We start from the raw sequence: 19,539 nt of genomic DNA, 5'->3' as shown, positions 1-19,539 counted from the left end.
GATGCGGCCGAACCGAGCCACCGATGGCTGAGCCGGGCGCACAGCGCCCGCGTCGAAGCCCACCCGACCTGCCGCGGTCTGATCAGTCAGCTGCGGCCACGCTCGTTCGCATCGTGAGGCCGAAAGCGCCGTCGAGCTCCGAGCGCTCCAACGTCACCCGGATGCCATTCAGCGCCGACAGGGAGACCGCGTGCGTTCCACCGCAGGGGATGCGAGCGCCGCCCTCGATGTCGCAGACCCATTCCCGCAGGTCGGTGAGGCCGTCGCCGGCGCGCTCGATCCGGACTTCGGCGCCGGTCGCGACCCACTCCGCGAGCTGCGCGTCGACGACCGCCGCGATTGCATCCAGCTCATCCAGCGCCGCGACGGAGAAGCCCTTCTTGCGCAGCGACTTGCCGATCCGATAGTCGTCCCGCGAGCCGTTCTCGAGGATCGAGGTCGTGTCGACCGCCAGGGCGTCGAAGTTCGGCGTTCCGAGCGCGTCGGTCGCGACGTCCTTGGACCATGCGTCGGCGAGTGCGCGGTTGAGGGCGAGAGACGCCAGGTGGCAGGCGGTGTGACCGACGGAGAGCCCGGCGCGATGCTCCTCATCGACGCTGACCTCCACGTCATCGCCCTCGGCGATCTCGCCCGAGCCATCCACCAGGTGCGCCACCACGAAGGTCCAGCCCTCGGTCCCCTTGCGCACCGGGATGTCGGCGCCCACGAACAGGGCGTGGCCGTCGGTCGCGGCGACGATGACGTCGAGCAGCGGATGGATGAGGCCGTCCACAACCAGGATGCCGCGGTCCGGCCCCTGGTCGGGCCACGCCGAGTCGACGGGGTGCGCGGCGGTGCGGTCGAGCAGGATCGCGGCGCGCCCGTCGCCGAGCACCTCGCGGTGCAGGACGGTCCCCGACGACTCCACCGCCCCGCTCGGGTAGTCGACGATCGTGGGCGAACTGGGCAGGGTCACCCGCTCCACGCTAGCGCCCATCGAGATGCCACTTTCCGTCCTCAAAACCGTCGGATAGGGACGGAAAGTGGCATCTCGATCGGTTCTACGGGATGAGCAGGGTGCGGAGGGCGCCGCCGCTCTGCAGGTCGGCAAGGGCATCCGCGGCCTCGGCGAGCGGGCGCCGTCCCGAGATGAGCTCGTCGAGCAGCAGCTCCCCCGCCATGTAGCGGTCGACGAGGACGGGGATGTCGATGGCCGGCCGCACGCTGCCGTAGTTGGAGCCGAGGATGCGCTGATCGGCCTCGGCGAGCACCAGCGGCTCGAACGAGGCGCGCGCGCCGGTCGGCGGCAGGCCGACGATGACGGCCGCTCCGCCGATGGCAAGCATCTGGATGGCCTGCTCGGTCGTCGTGGTCCGGCCGATGGCGTCGAAGGCGTAGTCCGCGCCGGCGGGGAGCAGCTCGAACAGCGACTGGACGGCGTCGCCCGCGGATGCGTCGATCACGTCGGTCGCACCGAACGCACGGGCGAGCTCGATCTTGTCCGCGCGCAGGTCGACGGCGACGATTCGCGAGGCGCCGGCCAGCCGTGCGCCCTGCACGATGTTGAGCCCCACTCCTCCGCAGCCGATCACGACGACGGTCGATCCCGCCTCGACTTCCGCGGTGTGGCTGACGGCGCCGATGCCGGTGGCCACGGCGCAGCCGACGACGGCGATGACATCGAGGGGAGCATCCGATCGCACCTTGATCGCGCCGGACGCCGGCACGACAACCTCCTGCGCATACGAGGAGACGCCGAGATAGTGATGCACGGCTTCGCCGTCGATCGAGAGCCGCGAGGTGCCGTCGAACAGCACGCCGAGCGGAGCGATGACGCTCGCCACCTTCAGGCAGCGGGCCTCGCGGCCGGCGAGGCAGTTGCGGCACTCGCCGCACGGCGGAACCCAGGACAGCACGACGTGGTCGCCCACCGCGAGGTCGGTGACGCCCTCGCCGAGCTCGACGACGGCGCCCGATCCCTCGTGGCCCATGACCATCGGCGCGGGCGCCTGCCACTCGCCGCGCATCACGTGCAGATCGGAGTGGCAGACTCCGGCCGCGGCGATCTTCACCCGCACCTCGCCGGCCTTGGGCGAGGCGAGCTGCACCTCCGCGACCTCGATGGGCTGATCGGACGTCCGGAACACGATTGCCTGCATCCGACGATCGTATTGACCACCCGGCACCGGCCACGCTGCTCGCGCGGTCGGTGCAGCCGAACGCGGTGGGTGCACCGACCGCGCTCGGTGTTCGAGACCGCGTGAGGCGCGCGCTCGGTGGACGTCACCGCCGAGAGGCGGGCGCCCCTCAGCTGTCGTAGACGGTGCCGTCCAGGTAGAGCCACTCGCCGTCGACGCGCACGAAGCGGCCGCGCTCGTGGATGAAGCCGGTGCCCTGCGGACCGCTGTAGATCGCACGGAATTCGACGATGCCCTCGGTGTCGTCCACTCCCCCGCGGACGGTGTCGACGATCTGCAGTCGGCGCCAGAGGAATCCCTCGTCGAAGTCGATCCGCTTCGGCCGCGTATCGGGATGCCAGGTGCGCAGCAGATGACCCGCGAGCTCGAGGGTGAACGCGGTGAAGCGGGAGCGCATGAGGGCCAGCGCGGTGGGTGCGGGCGTTCCATGCTGGATCGGACCGCAGCAGTCGGCGTAGTCCGCCTTCGAGCCGCACGGGCAGAGCACGACGTCGGTGGTCGCCGGCACGGGCAGGGAGATGTCTGCGGCGGTCGGATCGTTCATCGCGCTCCCGGTGCGGCGACCCCGAGCCGGCGGAGCGCGTCGGCGTTGATCGTGTCGGCGATGCCGTCGGCGCGCGAGCGCCCGTAGACGTCCTCGGCCTCGCCGAAGGCGAGCGCGGAGATCGCGATGGCCAGCGTCGGATTGCGGGCGAGCACCGGACCGTGCAGGTGGGTTCCGAAGATGAATCCCGAGTGGATGCCCTCGCTGCCGTCGCCGTTGCCGATGCCATGGCCGACTCCGCCGAGCGTGGTGATGCCGGGATCGCGGGTGTCGTAGCCGCGAGCGTGGTTCTCGTAGCCGACGAGGGCGCCCCACGGCGAGTGCACGACGAGCTCGCCGGTCGCCCGATTCTCGAGCGGGATGGAGGTGCCCGGGATGGCGCCGAGTCCCTGGATAGTCTCGCCGTCCAGGGCGATGGATCGTCCGAGCAGCTCCATCCCCGTGCCGACGGCGAGCACCGGGACCCCGTCGGCGATCCAGTCTCCGAGCGCTCCGACGATCTGCCCGAGCGCGTCTCGAGTGCGGGCCAGGCTGGAGTCGACTCCCGAGCCGAGCACGATGGCGGCTGGCGTGATCGCCGGCGCAGACTCGCCCGCGTGCAGCGCGACGACCTCCGCATCGATGTCCGACCACCGCGCGCGCTGGGCGAGGACGAGGGCGTTCTCCGCGTCGCCGTTGACGTTGGTGAGCTCGGGGAACAGCTGGAGCATGTAGGCGGTCACGTCAGAAGACTTGCACGACTCCCGGCGCGGACAGATCCGAATCGCTCGGGGATGCCCAGGACGCCGAGTGAACCGCCTCGCTGCGCTCGTGCAGCCGGGCGTCCGATCGGTGCCTCAGCCGGCTCGGATGGCCCGCTCGAGCGCAGGAAGTGCCGCCGTGATCGCTGCGCGCTCCGCGGCGTCGAGCTCGGCGAGGAGGTCAGCCATGGCGATGGCGCGCGCCTCGCGGGCACGCTGCACGGCCGCCGTGCCCTCCTCGCTGACCTGGATCAGGTAGGCCCGCCCGTCGATCGGATCGGAGCTGCGCTCCACCAGCCCGCGGGCTTCGAGATCGGCGATCACCCGCGTGATGCTGGGCGCCGAGACCAGCTCGGCCGCGGCCAGATCGGCCGGACGGATGGGGCCGCGATTGGCGACGGTGGCCAGTGCGGAGAGCAGCCCGTGGCTGAGGCCGCCCGTCGCGCCCTGCAGCCGGCGGTTGGCCCGACCGACCACGTAGGCCAGCCGCCACTCGAGCGTGCTCGTCGCGTCCTGCACTGCGGCTCCTCCCACCGGATGCGGCGATCTCGTCGCCCGCATCCGATCAGACGTCGCTCATGGCGCTGACCGGCTGGTCGGCGACGGCGGAGCCCGCCGGCGTCGTCTCAACATGAATGTACTTGCCGCCCGCCGCGAGCGACGCGACGGCTCCGATCAGGGACATGACCGCCGCCGCGATGAACACGATGACCAGGCCGCTGTGGAAGGGCTGCGAGATGAGCTCGGGGAAGAACGACTTGCCGGTGAGCGCCGCTGCGTCCGCGTCCTTCAGGGTGTCGAGCACGCCGGTCGGGCCGAGGATGCTCTGGATCGGGTTGTAGCCGAGGAAGGCCGCGAACAGGCTGCCCACCGGCGGCGTCGCCGCCACCTGGTCCGCGACGGTCGAGGTCACCCCGTGCGAGGTCAGGCCCGAGCGCAGGGCGGCCGGCAGGGTGTTCGCGAGCCCGGCGATCATCAGCGAGAAGAAGATGCCGATGGAGAGCGAGTTCCCGGCGTTCTGGAACGTGCCGGTCATCCCCGAGGCGGCTCCTCGCTGGTCGGCGGGCACCGAGTTCATGATCGCCGTGCGGTTGGGCGCGGCGAACATGCCCGATCCCACCCCGTTGAGGAAGGTGATCACGGCGAAGACGGGGTAGGCGAAGTCGACCGGGATGAGCAGTAGCGCGATGAAGGTGACGCCCACCAGGGTCAGCCCCGCCGTGGCGAACAGCCGAGCGCCGAAGCGGTCGGTCAGCGTGCCCGAGATCGGCCCCGAGACCAGGAAGCCGATGGTAAGGGGCAGCAGGTAGATGCCCGCCCAGAGCGGCGTCGACTCGTACGAGTAGCCGTGCAGCGGGAGCCAGATGCCCTGGAGCCAGATGATGAGCATGAACTGCAGCCCGCCGCGACCGACGGAGGCGAGGAGGCCGGCGAAGTTGCCCCAGGCGAAGGCGCGGCTGCGGAACAGGCGCATGTTGAACAGCGGATCCTTGGTGTGCAGCTCGACGAAGACGAACGCGACGAGGATGGCGAGGCCCCCGAGGATCGATCCGAGCACCCACGGGTTGAGCCATCCGGTGGCACTGTCGCCGTAGGGCTGGATGCCGTAGGTGATGCCCGCGAGCAGCGAGGTGAGACCGACGGCGAACATGATGTTGCCGGGCCAGTCCACCTTTCCGGAACCGCGGACGCCGACCTCGTGCAGCGACTTGTAGGCCCAGATGCTGCCCACGATGCCGACGGGCACGCTGACCAGGAAGATGGCGCGCCAGTCGATCTCCGCGAGCACGCCGCCGATGATCAGCCCGAGGAAGGTGCCGGCGATCGCGGCGATCTGATTGATCCCGATCGCCATGCCGCGCTTGTTCGCGGGGAACGCATCCGTGAGGATCGCGGTCGAGTTCGCCATCAGCATCGCGCCGCCGACCGCCTGCACGACCCGCCAGGCGATCAGCCACATGGCGCCGGCGCCCGAGGTGAACGGGTCGAGGGTGAGCGCGATCGCGGACAGGGTGAAGACGACGAAGCCGAGGTTGTAGATCCGGACCCGGCCGTAGATGTCGCCGAGCCGGCCGAAGCTCATCACCAGGACCGCGGTGACCAGGATGTAGCCCATCAGCATCCAGAGCAGGTAGCTGACGTTGCCGGGTTCGAGCGGGTTGAGCTGGATGCCCGTGAAGATGGCGGGCAGCGAGATGAGCACGATCGAGCCGTTGATGGTGGCCATCAGCATGCCCAGGGTGGTGTTGCTCAGCGCCACCCATCTGTACCGCGGGTGGTCCTTCGTGAACATCGGGGAACGGGCGGACTTCCGCGCGGATCCGGGTGCGGGTGCAGTCGTGCCTGCCGATGTGCGTCGCTCGGCCATGGCCGACCTCCTGGGATCCGGGGTCTCGCCATCGAGCACCAGCTACTTAGTTTGTGTGTACTAACTATAGGACGGACGGGCATGAGATCGGACACGAACCTCGGAATCCTCCGCACCTGGCGCAGCGCCGCTGCGGCATCTGGGACGCTGTCGAGCATGACGCTCATCAGCCGCAGCGACCGGACGGTCCCGGCCACCGTGCAGGCCCGCAGTCGCCGCACCCCCGCCGAGGCCTTCGCCGTCATCGTGCCGGGACCGCTCGCCCTCATCTACGAGAAGTGGGGGCCCTTCCCCGCGACCCGCGAGGCCCGCGATCAGACGGGCGCGTGGGACGGCGTCGGTCAGTCGCGCACCCTGGTGCTCGGCGACGGCACGACTCTGAAAGAGGTCATCGTCGAGTTCCAGGGCGGTCGGACCTTCTCGTACGAGGCGACGGAGTTCACCAACGCGCTCGGCCGGCTCATCCACGGCGTCCGCGGCGACTGGACCTTCATCGAGGACGGGACCGGATCGATCGTCCGCTGGACGTGGGAGTTCAAGCCGCGCCCGTTCTGCCGCCTGCCGGTCCGCCTGCTCCTGGTCCCCCTCTTCCGGAACTACATGCAGCGGGCGGTCGGTAACGCCGTCCGCCTCGCCGACCGCTCCTGATGTGTACGTTCCGGCCCGATACCTACGAAATTTCGTAGGTATCTGCCGGTTTCGTAGGTACACCTCGATTCCCCAGACCGTCCCCACGAGGACGAGATCCTCATCGGGCTTACCTACGAAACCGGCGGATGTGCGCGTAATTTCGTGCACATCGGGCCGGAACGTAGGAATCGGGGGGCGCACTAGCCTGGATGGGCGGCGCCGCCGCATGCAGAGGATCGGATTCAGATGGCAGACCAGACCGAGGGGCGCGTCGCCGTCTACATCGACTTCGACAACATCGTCATCAGCCGTTACGACGAGCTGAACGGCAACGGATCATGGCGGCGGGACAACGCGCGCAGCGTGCTGCCGGCGAAGAAGAGCGACGATCCGGTCGCCACCAAGCTCTGGCAGGCCGAGATCGACGTGAGCGCCATCCTCGACTACGCCTCGTCGTTCGGCGTCGTCGCGCTCAGCCGCGCGTACGCGGACTGGTCCGTTCCGGTGAACGCCAGCTACCGCAAGCAGCTCGTCAACCGGGCGGTCGACCTCACTCAGCTCTTCCCGGTCACCAAGGCCTTCAAGAACGGCGCCGACATCCGGCTCTCAGTCGATGTGCTCGAGGACCTGTTCCGACTCCCCGACCTCACCCACGTCGTCATCGTCGCCGGTGACTCCGACTACATCGCGCTCGCGCAGCGCTGCAAGCGGCTCGGCCGCTACGTGCTCGGCATCGGCGTCGCGGGACGGACCAGCACCGCCCTCGTCTCCGCCTGCGATCACTTCGAGATGTACGACGCCATCCCCGGCGCGGTGGACCCCGAGCGGGCCAGCATCGAGACCGCCGCCGAGGACGCGTCGATCGTCGAGGAGGCGCCGAAGACGACCGCACGACGGTCGCGAGGCGGAACGCGGTCCTCGGCCACCACCGAACCGGGCACGGATGCCGACGAGGCCGGCACCGCGAGAGGCGCGATCGAGTCCGATGAGGCCCCCGTCGCCCCATGGGCGCCGTCGCTTCCTCCGCTGTTCGCCGACGGCACGGCACCCATCGCATCGCCCGCCGCGACCATGACCGAGAAGGCGGCGACCCGACTGCTCCTCCGCGCGCTCGAGCTGCTGCTCGCGAAGGACGACGAGGAGTGGAAGCCCGCCGCCGCGGTGAAGACCCAGATCCGTCGCCTCGATCCCTCGTTCAGCGAGCGCTCGATGGGACACCGCACCTTCACGGACTTCCTCACCTCTCGCGCCAGCCTGGTCGAGGTCAAGACCGAGGGCTCCGACCGGTTCGTCCGACTCCGCTGACCTGCCCGTGGGGCTCGGCGTGCCGAGATCGTTATGCGCATGTGACACGCCGAAACGGCCGCGAAACCGGTCTGCCTTTCCGAGGCAATCCGGTACTGGCAGTCTGAACCCATGGACATCGCCGAATTCGCGCGCAGGATCCCCAAGGCGGAGTTGCATCTGCACCTCGAGGGGACCCTGGAGCCCGAGCTGAAGCTGGCGCTCGCCCATCGGAACAACATCCCGCTCACGGAGACGACGGCGGAGGAGGTCCGCGACACCTACACCTTCACCGACCTCTCCAGCTTCCTGGCCGTGTACTACCCGAGCATGGAGGTCCTGCAGACCGAGGACGACTTCTTCGACCTCGCCATGGCCTACCTCAACCGGGCGAGCGCCCAGGGCGTGCGCCACGTCGAGATGTTCTTCGACCCGCAGTCGCACACCAGCCGCGGCGTCCAGTTCTCCACCGTCATCCGCGGCTACCGACGCGCGCTGATCACCGCCCGTCGCTCGTTCGCGATCCAGGGCGAGCTGATCATGTGCTTCCTGCGCGACATGGATCCGAGCTTCGCGATGGCGACCCTGATGGAGGCGCTCCCCCACCGCGACTGGATCATCGGCGTCGGCCTGGATTCGGATGAGCGCGGCAATCCACCGGCCAAGTTCGCCGCGGTCATGGCTCGCGCCCGGGCCGAGGGCTTCCTGGTCACCGTCCACTGCGACATCGATCAGCAGGACTCCGCCGAGCACATCCGGCAGGCCATCCACGAGCTGCAGGTGGATCGGATCGATCACGGCACGAACATCGTCGAGGACCGCCGCCTGCTCCGCGAGGCCAAGAGCCGCGGGCTGGGACTCACCGTCTGCCCCCTCTCCAACGGCTTCGTGAGCGACGCCATGAAGACCGACGAGATCATGCAGCTGTTCGACGCGGGCCTGCTCGTCTCCATCAACTCCGACGACCCCGCGTACTTCGGCGGCTACATCGGCGACAACTACGCCGCGCTGGCCAAGGCGGCCGACCTCACCCGAGAGCAGCTGACCAGGTTCGCGCGCAACTCGTTCGAGTCGTCCTGGCTGTCGCCCCGCATCCGGGACCACTTCCTCGAGGAGATCGACGCCTTCGTGGCGGCTCACCCCGACTGAGCGGCACCCAGCCCATCGAGATGCCACTTTCCGTCCCCATTCCGCCGTTATAGGGACGGAAAGTGGCATCTCGATCGTGGGAAGGGCGCCGCCCGGATCAGGTCGGGGCGTCGACCTTCTCGGGGGCGGCCACCGCGATGGGCGGCAGCGGATCCCGGCGGATCGTCAGGCTGATGATCGACGCGATGATGCACAGCCCCGCTGCTCCGAACCAGGCCATCGTGTACTCGCCGGTCGTGTCGCGGACGATCGCCGCGACGGACGCCGCGGTGGCCGCGCCGATCTGGTGCGAGGCGAAGACCCAGCCGAAGACCAGCGGTCCGTCTGCGCCGAACAGCTCGCGGCAGAGCGCGACTGTGGGCGGAACGGTGGCCACCCAGTCGAGGCCGTAGATCACGATGAAGACGATCATCGGGGGATGCACGGTTGCCGACAACAGGAACGGCAGCACGAGCAGGCCGACGCCGCGGCCCGCGTAGTAGACGCCGAGCAGGATCCGCGGGTTGTAGCGGTCCGTCAGCCAGCCCGAGGCGATGGTGCCGATCACGTCGAAGATGCCGACCACGGCCAGCAGCCCCGCTGCCGTGGTCTCGGCCATCCCATGATCGTGGGCGCTGGGGATGAAGTGCGCGCCGACGAGGCCGTTCGTGGTGGCGCCGCAGATCGCGAAGCCGGCGACGAGGGCCCAGAAGGTGCGGACCTTGCTGGCCTTCTTCAGCGTCGCCAGGGCGAGCTTGGCGGCGTTGCCGCTGCGACGGGGCGGCGGCGTCCAGGATTCCGGAGCACCGAAGGGGGTGATCCCGATGTCCTCCGGTCGGTTGCGCAGGAAGATCAGCACCAGCGGGACCACGGCCAGAGCGGCCGCCGCGACCACTAGGGTGGCCTGGCGCCATCCGGAGTCGACCACCATCTGCGCGATCAGGGGCAGGAAGATCAGCTGCCCGGTCGCTCCTCCGGCGGTCAGCACGCCGACGACCAGTCCGCGCCGCTTGAGGAACCACTGATCGGCGATCGTCGCCGCGAAGACGAGTGCCATGGACCCGGTGCCGAGGCCGATGAGCAGCCCCCAGGTCGCGATGAGCATCCACGGCGCCGTCGCGAAGATGCTGAGCGCCGCTCCCGCCGAGACGAGCAGGAGCGCGACGCTGGTGATGGTGCGGACGCCGAACCGGTTCATCAGCGCAGCGGCGAACGGAGCGGTGAGGCCGTACAGCAGGAGGTTGACGGTGATGGCCGCCGAGATCTCGGAGCTGCTCCAGTCGAACTCCTCGTTGAGCGGCAGCATGAGCGCGCTGGGCGCCGCCCGGAAGCCAGCGGCCGAGACGAGCGCGATGAAGGCGACCGCGGCGACGAGCCAGCCGGGGTGCAGGCGGCGTGTTCGCGTCGGAGCGGTGGTCGTGGGCACACGTCATTCTGCCCCGCGTCGCCCCAGCTCCTGTCGCGCCGCGCATCGGCTCGTCCCGCGTGGCAGGAAACAGCGCCGAGTTGCCACTTTCGGCTCTCAGATCACGAGCTTGAGAGCCGAAGGTGGCAATTCGGCGGCTCTAGGTGGCGAGGCCCAGGTGCGACCTGGTGCGGCGCATCGGGTCGGCGGTGAAGACGATGGTCTTGATGCCGGAGGTCGGATCGGGCAGAGCCAGGAAGCGATCGAGGGCGGCGGGCAGATCGGGATCGACCTCGTCCACCTGGACGCCCTGGTAGGCGAGCTGCAGCGCCATCTCGTTGGCCTTCGAGCCGCTGACGATGCGCGCGCGACCGATCCGCGAGGCGTCGACCGGCCAGAAGTAGGAGGGGTCGGCGACGTCGGAGCCCATGGCGACGAGGACCTGGTCGAGGCCCTCGTCGAGCTCGTTGACGTTGAGCTGGAAACTCGCGGGGTTCTGGACGAGCACGAATTCCACCTGCTTGCCGCGAACGGTCACCACCTCGCCGCGACCGAACACGGCCTGCATCGCCGAGATGGCGGCCAGTGCGACCGCGGGATCGAAGGCGTCGCCGAGCAGCGATCGGGCCGCGGCGAGAGCGGCTGCGGCATCCACGGCGTAGTGCACCCCCCGCGCCGGCAGCGTCACCTGGTGGATGGCCTCGTCGAAGGCGATCGACGCGGATCTGCCCTTCACGGCGGTGACGATCGTGCCGCCGTCGCCGACCCGCTCCGGAGTGGTCTCGGCGTAGCCCAGTCCGCCGGGGACCGCGTCGAACACCTCGACGCCCACCCCGAAGCACTCGATCGAGACAGGCGCCGCGACGCGCTCGGCGAGCTTCTCCAGCATGGCGTCGTCGCCGTTGAGCACCAGGGACTCCTGCGCACGCGACGCGATCCGACCCAGCATGCCGAGCACCTTCTCGGAGTCGTGGAAGCGGTCGATCTGATCCGTCATCACATTGGTCAGCAGCACCGACCGCGCGGTGAAGCGCGGCGAGAGCAGTGCGCCGTGGCCCTCGTCCATCTCGAGCACGGCGAGGTCGGCGTCGATCCGGCCGGTCAGCGACGCCCGCTCGAGCAGCGCGGATGTGAGGCCCTGACTGATGTTGGCGGTCGAGGGATTGGTGAAGATCCGCTTGCCGTGCGCCTCGAGCACCGTGACGAGCATCTTCGTGGTCGTCGACTTGCCGGACGACCCGCTCACCACCACGAGCCCCTCGGGGAACGAGGAGAGCACCGAACCCAGGAAGCCGGGCGCGATCCGATTGACCACGAGGCCGGGCACCGCCGATCCTCCCCCGGGCTTGCGGATCCGGGCCGCGGCGCGTGCAGCGCGGCCGATGAGCACAGCAGGGATCCATCGAATCGACGCCATGGCCCCAGTCTCGCAGTCGGCGTGCGGAATGAGCCGCCTAGGCTCGGCGGGTGACGATCACGGACATCGATCAGACGGACATCGAGGAGTACAACGCGTTCGGCCCGTGGATCGCGGACGTCGCGTCCGTCGACCAGGTGCCGCGGGTGTTCCGCAGGCTGGCCGGCGATCCGGCCGACGCGACCCTCGCCCTGAAGATCCCGCGGGACATCGCCCGGCGGGACGCGCGGCCGGGAATGGATCTCTTCGACCGCCTGCTTCTGGTGCGCGACGACACCCTGACGGTGCTGACCCGATCCGCGCAAGGGGTCGACGAGGAGACCATCCCGCTGGGTGAGATCTCCGCATTCGAGGACAGCGTCGACCTGCTCGATGGCCGCCTCGTGATCCACGCCTCGGACGGGACGATGAGCGTGCCGTACAACGGCTCGTCACGCGCGCAGATGCATCGGCTGATCGACGTCCTGCGGCCGCCGCGCCCCGAGCTGTCGGTGGCCGATGACCGGCTCGCTGCGCCGGCCCGGATCGATGCACTGACTGAGCTCGGGCAGGCCGACGTCGGGCTCGGCGCCGACTTCCGCGAGCTGCAGCGACGCGAGCCGGGCAGCGTCCTGCTCGCCGCCCACGGCAGGCGGATCCTGGCACCGCCGCCCGGCCCGATCGCCGCGCTGACGCATCGCTTCCGCCCGGCGACGCTGCACGCGGCCGTCGTCTACGCGACTCCGAGCGAGCTGCATGTGCTCCACCGGCGCGTGCAGCTCGCACGCGGCGGCAAGCCGACGCTGTCCAGCGCGCACACGATCGTGGTGCGCTCAGCGATCCGCTCGGTCAGCGTCCACCCGCATCCCGAGTATCCCGAGGTGAGCGCCGTCACCGTCGCCGTCGCTGGGAGTCGGATCGAGCTGCTCGTCCCGCACGGCTCCACCGCGGAGCAGGCGCTCGAGAGGCTCGGCTGAGAACCTGGTTCTGCCGGCACGCGAAAAGCGCGGCGGCACGTGATCTCTCACGTGCCTCCGCGCTTTCGACGTGCCGGGTCCTGAAGGGCTACCTGATCACTCGAGGTAGTCGCGCAGCGACTGCGAGCGCGACGGGTGGCGGAGCTTCGCCATCGTCTTGCTCTCGATCTGGCGGATCCGCTCGCGGGTGACGCCGAATGTGTCGCCGATCTGGTCGAGCGTCTTCGGCATGCCGTCGCCGAGGCCGAAGCGCATGCGGATCACGCCTGCCTCGCGCTCGGACAGGGAGTCGAGCAGGCTCTCGAGCTGCTTCTGCAGCATCGTGAAGCCCACCGCGTCGGCGGGGACGACAGCCTCGGTGTCCTCGATCAGGTCGCCGAACTCGCTGTCGCCGTCCTCGCCGAGAGGGGTGTGCAGGGAGATCGGCTCGCGGCCGTACTTCTGGACCTCGATGACCTTCTCGGGCGTCATGTCGAGCTCGCGCGAGAGCTCCTCGGGCGTGGGCTCGCGGCCCAGGTCCTGCAGCATCTGGCGCTGGACTCGGGCCAGCTTGTTGATGACCTCGACCATGTGCACCGGGATGCGGATGGTGCGCGCCTGGTCGGCCATGGCGCGGGTGATGGCCTGACGGATCCACCAGGTGGCGTAGGTCGAGAACTTGAAGCCCTTGGTGTAGTCGAACTTCTCGACGGCACGGATCAGGCCCAGGTTGCCCTCCTGGATGAGGTCGAGGAACTGCATGCCGCGGCCGGTGTAGCGCTTGGCCAGCGAGACGACGAGGCGGAGGTTGGCGCCGAGCAGGTGGCTCTTGGCGCGCTGGCCGTCCTTGGCGACCCAGCGGAGCTCGCGGATGAGCTCCTTGCTGAGGCCGGTCGCGTCATTGGCCAGCTTGTCCTCGGCGAAGAGACCTGCCTCGATGCGCATGGCGAGCTCGACCTCCTCTGCCGCGTTCAGCAGGGGGACCTTGCCGATCTGCTTGAGGTAGTCCTTGACGGGGTCGGCGGTGGCACCGGTGATCGCGGTCGAGTAGACGGGGACCTCGTCCTCGTCGTCGACGAGCGACAGCACGAGCGCTCCGGTCGGCAGCTTCTCGTCGGCGGAGGATGTCGAGCTCTTCTTGGAGTCGTCGTCATCCGACTTCTCGTCGGAATCGTCCTTGTCCTCGGCGTCCTCGTCGACCACGACGTCCTCGACGACGACCTCTTCGACCTCGGCCTCCTCATCGGGCTCGGCGTCGTCGCTCTCCTCGTCGTCGGACGAGGCGGCCTTCGTGGCGGTCTTCGCGGCGCCGGCCTTGGCAGCCGGCTTCTTGGCGGCGGGCGCCTTCTTGGCGGCGGGCTTCTTCGCTGCGACGGTCGTCGCCGCAGCAGCTGCGGGCAGGCTGGCGCCTGCCTCTTCGGTCTCAGAGGACACGTTCTGGTCCTGGAGAGTTGGGGTCTTGGCCATTGTCATCGGATCACCTTTCACACCGGTTTCGGCGGTATCTAGGGCGGACGGCTGATGAGCCCCCGGAGTACTGACACGGGCTCCTGCTGGCTCCTGAGAGCTAAAAAGGACAGCACTAAGACCCATGTCAAGTCCCCCGAGTTCGCATGACGGAGATCCAGCGGATCTTCCGACAGAAAGTCGGCGGCCCTGAACGGGTCCAGTTATTGATTATTGCACGTGCGGGGTGCTAAGGAGTTCAGTCGCTCGGGAACCGTGGACGGACGGTCGGGTCGGCGTCCGCTCTGGGCGTGGATCGTGCTGGCGAAGTCAGCTGTCCGTGTTCCGTGCCTTGCGCTCGAGCCGTCGTCTCGTGGGTCCCCATGCCCTGTTCAATGCAACCCAGAGGGGGCCCACATATATTCCCTCCTCCTCGGCCAGCAGGCCGCGGGTGTGCCGGCGGGCGCGGATGAGCATGATCACTCCGAAGCCGATCACGGGGTACTGGATGAGCAGGGCGATCCGGAAGGCGTCGAGCCGGTAGAGATCCGCGGGGTCCCCGCCGACGTTCTGCAGGTCGAGCAGCACGCCGATCAGGAACATCATCGAGAAGCTGGCGGTGAATCCTCCGACGTTCACGATGCCGTTCGCGGCGCCGAGCCGACGGGGCGGGTTGAAGGTACGGGCGTAGTCGAAGCCGATCTGCGAGGCCGGTCCGCCGATGCTGATGCAGACCACCAGCAGCACGACGAGCGGGATGGGGACCGGAGCGGGCCAGACCAGCACGAGCGTCCAGGCGATCGCCATCAGCAGCACGATGCCGAGCACGAGATTGGATCGGCGCATCGGATGGCGCACCGTGAGCACCCCGAGGATCGGCCCCACGATCACTCCCACGACCACCATGAGCGCGAGCAGCGCCGAGGCGAGCGCCGGGGCCAGGCCGAGACCGGACACCATGAAGGGGAAGCCCCAGAAGAGCGCGAACACCACTCCGGACGACTGGGTGACGAAGTGGGCCCAGAATCCGAGCTGGGTGCCCGGTCGTCGGAGGCTCTCACCGAGCTGGGTGATGGACGCGCGGATCGACGCGACCCGCTCGGCCCCCGGTGCGACTCCGGCACCGTCGGAGATCAGGATGAGGACCACGACGAACGCGAAGGCCGACAGGCCGGCCGCGCTGAAGAACGCGGGCTCCCAGCCCTGTGCGTGCAGCACGATCGCGAACGGGATGGCGGAGAGGATCTGGCCGAACGCGCCGAGCGCGCCCATCCACTGGCTGAGCACGGGGACGCGCGTTCCCGAGAACCAGGTGTTGATCAGGCGGAGCACGGAGATGAAGGTCGCCGCGTCACCCGCGCCGACCAGCACCCGCCCGACTATCGCGAGCGGGAGGGTCGTCGATACTCCGACGATCAGCTGGCCGATCACCATCAGCGCGGCGCCGCTGAGAAGCAGGGTCTTCGGACCGATCCTGTCGATCAGCACGCCGACCGGGATCTGCAGTCCTGCATAGACCACAAGCTGCAGGACGCCCAAGGTGGACAGCGCGGACGCCGCGGAGTGGAACCGCTCCCCCGCGTCGACCGACGCGACGCCGAGCGAGGATCGCTGCGAGACGGAGACCAGATAGGCGAGCGCGCCGGCGGCGAAGATGAGCCAGGAGCGTCGCGAATTCACTGGATCAACGGTAGCGCGGGCTGAGGTCCGTTCCGTGGGATCGGTGTGCCGATTCTGTTCAGCGGTGATCTATACGATCGGTCCGTGCATTCGACCGAGCGGGGCCGCGTCGTGCTGACCGGGGCCACCCGCGGAGTCGGCCTCGCCACCGCGCTCCAGCTCGCGGCGCTCGGCCATCCGCTCGTGCTTCCGGTGCGCGACCCGGATCGCGGCGCGGCGACGCGCGCGCTGATCCAGGAGGCGAACCCGTCCGCCGTCGTCGACGTGCTGCCGCTCGACCTCGCTGCGCTGTCGTCGGTCCGCGAGTTCGCCGCCCTGTTCGCCGATCGGATCGGCTCATGGGATGCGCTCGTCAACAACGCCGGAGCGATCCTCGTGCCCGAGCGCACGCTGACGATCGACGGCTTCGAGATGCATCTGGGCGTCAACCATCTCGCGCCCTACGCGCTCACCGGGCTGCTGCTGCCGTTCGCCGCACCGGGAGCGCGCGTGGTGACGGTCAGCTCGCTCGCCGCGCGATGGGGGCGGATCCAGTTCCACGACCTGCGCTGGGATCACGGCTACTCCCCGTTCCGGGCCTACGCCGCCAGCAAGCGGGCAGGCCTGCTCTTCGCGCGCCGGCTGCATGCCAAGGCGCAGGACGAAGGCCTGGCCATCACCTCGGTCGCCACGCACCCCGGCTACTCCGTGTCGGAGGAGCGTCTGAAGTCGCCGCGGACCTTCTACGAGCGGGTGATCGGCCAGGGCTACGCCGCCGGAGCCGCGGCCAATGTCCGCGCGGTCACGGATCCGAGCCTTCGGGGCGGGGAATTCCTCGGCCCCGGCAATCTGCTGCAGACCGCGGGCGGGGCGAAGATCGTGGGACCGCCTCCGCTACGCGACGAGCTCGAGGTGTCCGGCCGACTCTGGCGCCTGTCGGGCCAGCTCACCCGCATCCCCTGGTAGCGATCGACTCCGCCGGTGGTCGAGTCATGGCGGGCTTCGACACGGGCGCTGCGCGCCCGGCTCAGCCACCGGTGTCGCGTCGCGGCGATCCCGGTGGTCGAGTAGGCGCGCCAGCGCCGTATCGAGGCCCTCGGTGCGAACTAGGCCTGCTCGTCGTCGCGGCGACGGCGGGTGGCGAGGAACTTCTCGAGCTCGGCGGCGATCTCGTCGGCGGACGGGATGACCCCGTCCTCGTCGGTCAGCGGCGACTGCAGCGTCATGCCTTCCATGTACGTGTCGTGTCGCTGCTCGAGGGTGCCGACGAGTCGACGGAGTTCGTCGTTGCCGGTGACCTGCTCGTCCACCTTGGTCAGGAACTCGCGCCCCTCGGTGCGCAGCCGATCCGTCGGGAAGATGAGGCCGGTCGAGGCGCTGATGCTCTCGAGCGCGGTCACGGCCGCATTCGGCAGCTCGGTGTCGGCGAGGTAGTGCGGCACGAGCAGCACGAATCCGACGACCTCGTCGCCGCGCTCCTGCATCCGGTACTCCACCAGGTGCAGCAGGTTGGCCGGCGCCTGGGTCCGGGGCTTCCACACCGACATCGACTCGATGAGGTCGGTGCGCGTCCCGCTCACCGTCACCTGGATCGGCCGGGTGTGTGGCACGGGCATCGGGATCGCGTGCACCCAGGTCATCGACGAGACGGCGAAGCGCTCCATCAGCAGGAAGAGGGCGTCGGCGAAGCGCTCCCACTGGAAGTCGGGCTCGTAGCCGGTCAGCAGCAGGAACGACTGGCCGACGTCGTCGTGCGCGATCGAGAGCGTCAGCTTGGGCGGCGTGTACTCGGCGAGATGGTCCTGATCGAAGACGATCGTGGGTCGCCGTGCCCGGTAGTCGAGCAGCGCGTCGTTGTCGAACTCCGCCAGCGGCACGACTTCGAGCGCCTCGAGCAGATAGGAGTTGAGCTGGGTGACCGCTGACCCCGCATCGGCGAAGCCGGTCAGACCCGCGACCAGCGGAAGACCGGGCGGAACCTCATCGGCGGCTGCCGTGAGTTCGAAGAGCAGCTCAGGATCCCGCATTCCTTCACAGTAGTGGCGCCTCCTGAGCGCGGGGCCGCGTGCGAGCGGTCCTGAATACGCTGACAGCGAGCGGTGGATACGCTGGCCCGATGCCCATCCCCGAGCTCTCCGTCTCCTCCCTGTCCCCCGCCGAGATCGAGACGGACGTGCTCGTCATCGGAGTGAGCACCGAGGGCGATTCCGCCGTGGTGCAATCCGTTCCCGGACTGCCGGAGCTCGGCGAGATCGAGCTCTTCGGCGCGAGCGGACGTCGCGACCACCTCGTCCGCATCCCCTCGGTGGGCATCGCCGCGAAGAGCGTCGCCCTGATCGGGCTCGGCACCGGCGAGCTGACCGCCGACAGCCTGCGCTACGCCGCCGGATCGGTCACCCGGCAGCTGCGCGGAGCGACGACGATCGCCTTCGCCCTTCCGACCTCCAGCGTGGATCAGGTCACCGCAGTGCTCGAGGGAGCGGCGATCGGCGCCTACTCCTATACCGAGTATCGGGTCGACTCCCTCGCCGGAGCGAAGCCGCCCGTCAGCTCGATCACCGCCGTCAGCGCGCTCGACGGCGCGGACGCGGCGCCCGTGCGAGCCGCCGTCACCGCCACCGCCATGGCCACGGTCCGCGACCTGGTCAACGCTCCCCCGTCCGACCTCTATCCCGAGACCTTCGCCTCCCGTGCCGCCGAGCTCGCCGACGGCCTTGACGTCGAGCTGACCGTCTGGGACGAGGAGGCGCTCGAGCGGGACGGCTTCGGCGGCATCCTCGGCGTCGGCAAGGGCTCGATCCGCGGCCCCCGCCTGGTCAAGGTGGTCTGGAGTCCCGAGGGTGCGACGAAGCACCTCGCTCTCGTCGGCAAGGGGATCACCTTCGACAGCGGCGGACTCTCGCTCAAGCCGGCCGCCTCGATGATCGGCATGAAGTACGACATGACCGGCGCCGCCACGGTGCTGAGCGCCGCGCTCGCGGCCGCCGCGCTCGATCTCCCGGTCAAGGTCACCGCGTGGCTCTGCCTCGCCGAGAACATGCCCAGCGGTTCGGCCGCCCGACCCAACGACGTGATCCGGATCCGCGGCGGCAAGACGGTCGAGGTGCTCAACACCGATGCGGAGGGTCGCCTCGTGCTCGCCGACGGCCTGGTCGCCGCGGGCGAGGAGCAGCCGGACGCCATCATCGATGTCGCGACGCTCACGGGCGCGGCGTCCGTTGCGCTCGGCACCCGCTATGTCGGCGCCATGGGGGACGAAGGGCTCATCGCTGAGCTGCTGGCCGCCGGACGGAGCGCCGGCGAGCTGCTCTGGCATATGCCGCTGCCCGCCGAGCTGCGCCCGCTGCTCGCCTCCGACGTCGCGGACATCGCCAACATCAAGCCGGGCAACACGGCCGGAGGAATGCTGATCGCCGCCGTGTTCCTCGCCGACTTCATCGCCAAGCGCGAGGCCTCGGAGCCGTCCGACTCGACGAACGCCACGACGAACGCCACGAAGGACGCCACCGGGGAGAAGATCCCGTGGGCGCATCTCGACATCGCGGGGGCGGCCAACAACGCGGGAGCCTTCCACGGCTTCACCGGCAAGGGTCCGACGGCCGTCATGGTGCGCACCCTCATCGCCCTCGCCGAGTCGTACGCCTCCTGATCGACGACCCGCTCGCCTGCTCGGCCGCCCTTCCTACCGTCGGCCACCCTTGTCAACCTGGCCGACGGGAGAAAAGGGGGCCGTCGCGGGTGCAGAGGGTTCGCCGACGGCATCATGGGCGACGCCACCCACCCGCGCCGCGGGGGCGGGAGCACGG

General features: G+C 69.4%; 17 protein-coding genes. 6 read left to right on the top strand and 11 right to left on the bottom strand.

Going from position 1 to position 19,539, the window contains the following annotated elements; all coding sequences use genetic code 11:
• Positions 1-82 precede the first annotated feature (82 nt).
• The 6 genes from E6C64_RS00915 to E6C64_RS00890 form a co-directional block, all read right to left on the bottom strand.
• Positions 83-955, bottom strand: coding sequence for an alanyl-tRNA editing protein (locus tag E6C64_RS00915; protein ID WP_136425745.1), 873 nt, complete (start codon positions 953-955; stop codon positions 83-85).
• Positions 956-1,040: 85 nt separating this feature from the next.
• Positions 1,041-2,138 (bottom strand): alcohol dehydrogenase catalytic domain-containing protein, encoded by a 1,098-nt coding sequence (locus E6C64_RS00910; RefSeq protein ID WP_136425744.1) that lies wholly within the window; start codon positions 2,136-2,138, stop codon positions 1,041-1,043.
• A gap of 148 nt (positions 2,139-2,286) precedes the next feature.
• Entirely contained in the window at positions 2,287-2,721 is a 435-nt protein-coding gene (locus E6C64_RS00905) for a YchJ family protein (RefSeq protein WP_158437689.1), read from the bottom strand.
• The gene (locus E6C64_RS00900; protein WP_136425743.1) at positions 2,718-3,443 is read right to left on the bottom strand and encodes a glutamine amidotransferase; all 726 of its coding nucleotides are present in this window, start codon (positions 3,441-3,443) and stop codon (positions 2,718-2,720) included. The genes E6C64_RS00905 and E6C64_RS00900 overlap by 4 nt, the downstream gene beginning before the upstream one ends.
• 114 nt (positions 3,444-3,557) lie before the next feature.
• Positions 3,558-3,980, bottom strand: a complete 423-nt coding sequence (locus E6C64_RS00895) for a MarR family transcriptional regulator (protein WP_158437688.1) — start codon at positions 3,978-3,980, stop codon at positions 3,558-3,560.
• A gap of 46 nt (positions 3,981-4,026) precedes the next feature.
• Positions 4,027-5,829: an MFS transporter gene (locus E6C64_RS00890; protein ID WP_136425741.1), complete on the bottom strand. Its 1,803-nt coding sequence runs from the start codon at positions 5,827-5,829 to the stop codon at positions 4,027-4,029.
• A gap of 81 nt (positions 5,830-5,910) precedes the next feature.
• Here E6C64_RS00890 and E6C64_RS00885 point away from each other — a divergent pair, with 81 nt between their 5' ends.
• The 3 genes from E6C64_RS00885 to add all read left to right on the top strand — a co-directional run bounded on the left by E6C64_RS00885 (position 5,911) and on the right by add (position 8,892).
• Positions 5,911-6,477 (top strand): SRPBCC family protein, encoded by a 567-nt coding sequence (locus tag E6C64_RS00885; protein ID WP_136425740.1) that lies wholly within the window; start codon positions 5,911-5,913, stop codon positions 6,475-6,477.
• A gap of 228 nt (positions 6,478-6,705) precedes the next feature.
• Positions 6,706-7,764, top strand: coding sequence for an NYN domain-containing protein (locus E6C64_RS00880; protein ID WP_199240922.1), 1,059 nt, complete (start codon positions 6,706-6,708; stop codon positions 7,762-7,764).
• Between the two features lie 111 nt (positions 7,765-7,875).
• A complete protein-coding gene (gene add, locus E6C64_RS00870; protein ID WP_136425738.1) occupies positions 7,876-8,892 on the top strand; it encodes an adenosine deaminase in 1,017 nt (338 codons plus the stop codon).
• Positions 8,893-8,989: 97 nt separating this feature from the next.
• Here add and E6C64_RS00865 read toward each other — a convergent pair whose 3' ends face one another.
• Both E6C64_RS00865 and E6C64_RS00860 read right to left on the bottom strand, forming a co-directional pair.
• Complete coding sequence (locus tag E6C64_RS00865) at positions 8,990-10,297, bottom strand: MFS transporter (RefSeq protein ID WP_136425737.1); 1,308 nt, start codon at positions 10,295-10,297, stop codon at positions 8,990-8,992.
• 139 nt (positions 10,298-10,436) lie between these two features.
• Positions 10,437-11,693: a MurT ligase domain-containing protein gene (locus E6C64_RS00860; protein WP_136425736.1), complete on the bottom strand. Its 1,257-nt coding sequence runs from the start codon at positions 11,691-11,693 to the stop codon at positions 10,437-10,439.
• 50 nt (positions 11,694-11,743) lie between these two features.
• Here E6C64_RS00860 and E6C64_RS00855 point away from each other — a divergent pair, with 50 nt between their 5' ends.
• Positions 11,744-12,649, top strand: coding sequence for a hypothetical protein (locus E6C64_RS00855; protein WP_136425735.1), 906 nt, complete (start codon positions 11,744-11,746; stop codon positions 12,647-12,649).
• Positions 12,650-12,745: 96 nt separating this feature from the next.
• Here E6C64_RS00855 and E6C64_RS00850 read toward each other — a convergent pair whose 3' ends face one another.
• On the bottom strand, positions 12,746-14,101 hold the full coding sequence (locus tag E6C64_RS00850) for an RNA polymerase sigma factor (protein ID WP_136425734.1): 1,356 nt from the start codon (positions 14,099-14,101) through the stop codon (positions 12,746-12,748).
• Positions 14,102-14,404: 303 nt separating this feature from the next.
• The gene (locus tag E6C64_RS00845; protein WP_136425733.1) at positions 14,405-15,754 is read right to left on the bottom strand and encodes an MFS transporter; all 1,350 of its coding nucleotides are present in this window, start codon (positions 15,752-15,754) and stop codon (positions 14,405-14,407) included.
• Between the two features lie 84 nt (positions 15,755-15,838).
• Here E6C64_RS00845 and E6C64_RS00840 point away from each other — a divergent pair, with 84 nt between their 5' ends.
• Positions 15,839-16,699, top strand: coding sequence for an SDR family NAD(P)-dependent oxidoreductase (locus tag E6C64_RS00840; RefSeq protein WP_158437687.1), 861 nt, complete (start codon positions 15,839-15,841; stop codon positions 16,697-16,699).
• 140 nt (positions 16,700-16,839) lie between these two features.
• Here E6C64_RS00840 and E6C64_RS00835 read toward each other — a convergent pair whose 3' ends face one another.
• A complete protein-coding gene (locus E6C64_RS00835) occupies positions 16,840-17,760 on the bottom strand; it encodes a proteasome assembly chaperone family protein (RefSeq protein ID WP_136425731.1) in 921 nt (306 codons plus the stop codon).
• An 89-nt stretch (positions 17,761-17,849) separates the two neighbouring features.
• Between E6C64_RS00835 and E6C64_RS00830 the strand changes: the two genes are divergently transcribed.
• A complete protein-coding gene (locus E6C64_RS00830; protein WP_136425730.1) occupies positions 17,850-19,382 on the top strand; it encodes a leucyl aminopeptidase in 1,533 nt (510 codons plus the stop codon).
• The last annotated feature ends 157 nt before the right edge of the window (positions 19,383-19,539 follow it).

The organism is Naasia lichenicola, assembly GCF_004801885.1.
Lineage (GTDB): Bacteria > Actinomycetota > Actinomycetes > Actinomycetales > Microbacteriaceae > Naasia > Naasia lichenicola.
Note: the sequence above shows the minus strand (reverse complement) of the source record. Positions and strands in the feature narration are given on the sequence as shown.

Coding starts and splice junctions, on each gene's coding strand:
- E6C64_RS00910 (WP_136425744.1), bottom strand. CDS start 2,138: ATGCAGGCAATCGTGTTCCGGACGTCCGATCAGCCCATCGAGGTCGCG.
- E6C64_RS00905 (WP_158437689.1), bottom strand. CDS start 2,721: ATGAACGATCCGACCGCCGCAGACATCTCCCTGCCCGTGCCGGCGACC.
- E6C64_RS00890 (WP_136425741.1), bottom strand. CDS start 5,829: ATGGCCGAGCGACGCACATCGGCAGGCACGACTGCACCCGCACCCGGA.
- E6C64_RS00885 (WP_136425740.1), top strand. CDS start 5,911: ATGAGATCGGACACGAACCTCGGAATCCTCCGCACCTGGCGCAGCGCC.
- E6C64_RS00880 (WP_199240922.1), top strand. CDS start 6,706: ATGGCAGACCAGACCGAGGGGCGCGTCGCCGTCTACATCGACTTCGAC.
- add (WP_136425738.1), top strand. CDS start 7,876: ATGGACATCGCCGAATTCGCGCGCAGGATCCCCAAGGCGGAGTTGCAT.
- E6C64_RS00860 (WP_136425736.1), bottom strand. CDS start 11,693: ATGGCGTCGATTCGATGGATCCCTGCTGTGCTCATCGGCCGCGCTGCA.
- E6C64_RS00850 (WP_136425734.1), bottom strand. CDS start 14,101: ATGACAATGGCCAAGACCCCAACTCTCCAGGACCAGAACGTGTCCTCT.
- E6C64_RS00835 (WP_136425731.1), bottom strand. CDS start 17,760: ATGCGGGATCCTGAGCTGCTCTTCGAACTCACGGCAGCCGCCGATGAG.
- E6C64_RS00830 (WP_136425730.1), top strand. CDS start 17,850: ATGCCCATCCCCGAGCTCTCCGTCTCCTCCCTGTCCCCCGCCGAGATC.